This is a genomic window from Moorena sp. SIO4E2, assembly GCF_010671945.1.
GTDB classification, from domain to species: Bacteria; Cyanobacteriota; Cyanobacteriia; order Cyanobacteriales; family Coleofasciculaceae; genus Moorena; species Moorena producens.
Genome location: NZ_JAAHIE010001385.1, coordinates 1 through 1,106, shown reverse-complemented (window position 1 = coordinate 1,106; position 1,106 = coordinate 1). Strand labels below are relative to the sequence as shown.

General features: G+C 41.0%; 3 protein-coding genes. 2 read left to right on the top strand and 1 reads right to left on the bottom strand.

Translation table 11 applies throughout. The annotated features are described in order from the left end of the window. Window positions 1–4: 4 nt before the first annotated feature. Entirely contained in the window at window positions 5–301 is a 297-nt protein-coding gene (locus F6K37_RS43865; protein ID WP_287257407.1) for a SitI3 family protein, read from the bottom strand. A gap of 418 nt (window positions 302–719) precedes the next feature. Here F6K37_RS43865 and F6K37_RS43860 point away from each other — a divergent pair, with 418 nt between their 5' ends. After that, complete coding sequence (locus F6K37_RS43860; protein WP_008181771.1) at window positions 720–935, top strand: hypothetical protein; 216 nt, start codon at window positions 720–722, stop codon at window positions 933–935. 36 nt (window positions 936–971) lie between these two features. Further along, window positions 972–1,097, top strand: a complete 126-nt coding sequence (locus F6K37_RS43855) for a hypothetical protein (RefSeq protein ID WP_267872005.1) — start codon at window positions 972–974, stop codon at window positions 1,095–1,097. The last annotated feature ends 9 nt before the right edge of the window (window positions 1,098–1,106 follow it).

Sequence of the window (1,106 nt, the reverse complement as noted above, 5' to 3'; positions counted from 1 at the left end):
TAAATCAGGCAGAACAAGGGAACACCTGCAACTCATAGGTTAATTTAAACTGGTCTATTTCAGAAATAATACTAGGCTCCAGCATCTCTTGATTTAAGATTAATTTATCTCCCAAGCGCTGCAATACAACCGTTTCATAATTAAATAGCAAAACAGCTTCTCCGACAGTCTGCTGTAGCAAAGTTATGGTTGCTCGGATCAGAGTACGCAAGCCCCCTTCATAATCTTGATTGGGATTAATCCGAAAACCAACAACTAAAGTAGGTCGAAAACCAAAGTTTTCCTCAGTAACATCTTCCATCGATCTTCTACATCAGCATTAATAAGTATTCCTGGTGCTTTTAAGTTGTCTTGTCGCCACTCCAAACTGGGTTGGAAGCAGTGCGTACACATTTTGTAGGGTGGGCATTGCTTGTTTGCCACTCCCCTACCTGCCCGAATTCACCAAAGCAATGCCCACCAACCGCAGATAGAAGATAGTGCGATCGCATTTTGTAGGGTGGCCATTGCCAGCCGTAGGATTAATTATGATTAATTATATCAAAAATGTAGACAAATAAAATATATTTTATCTTCCTTATTACCCCTCTCTCCACACTTCTCACACTTCTCACACTCTCCATCCATATTTCGTAATAAAAAAAATTCCTAAACCCCTTGACAATTTATTAATTTATTAATATATTAATATTATGCAAAGTTTCAAGGTATAGTTTCCAATGAGCAAAAACATTAATCCGAACTCTGAAAACCCAAGTCGCAAATCTAAGAAAGTCAAGCACATATTGATCGGTTCTCCTGAGGAGGTTAAGAAGACAATTTATGCGATTTATTCCCTTAAATACGCCTATCCCGACGAGTGGAGCAATCCGGAGCCTACCGGAAAGCCTGGTGAGGTTATGACCTTTTTGATTCGATATTTCTACGTAGACTAGGATAGGAATTTGCCAGGGTTTTACGCCCTGGCGACAATGAATAGTGAAAGTTGTTTTGTGGTCAGCATATGCGCTACGCGCACGCTACTTGAGGTGCGGTCAGCGGTCAGCGGTCAGCGGTCAGCCTTGGCCACAAGCCTTTGGCTGATAACTGATAACTGATAGCTGATA

Excerpts from the sequence above, each read along its gene's own strand:
- F6K37_RS43860 (WP_008181771.1), top strand. The coding sequence starts at position 720 with ATGAGCAAAAACATTAATCCGAACTCTGAAAACCCAAGTCGCAAATCT.
- F6K37_RS43865 (WP_287257407.1), bottom strand. The coding sequence starts at position 301 with ATGGAAGATGTTACTGAGGAAAACTTTGGTTTTCGACCTACTTTAGTT.
- F6K37_RS43855 (WP_267872005.1), top strand. The coding sequence starts at position 972 with ATGAATAGTGAAAGTTGTTTTGTGGTCAGCATATGCGCTACGCGCACG.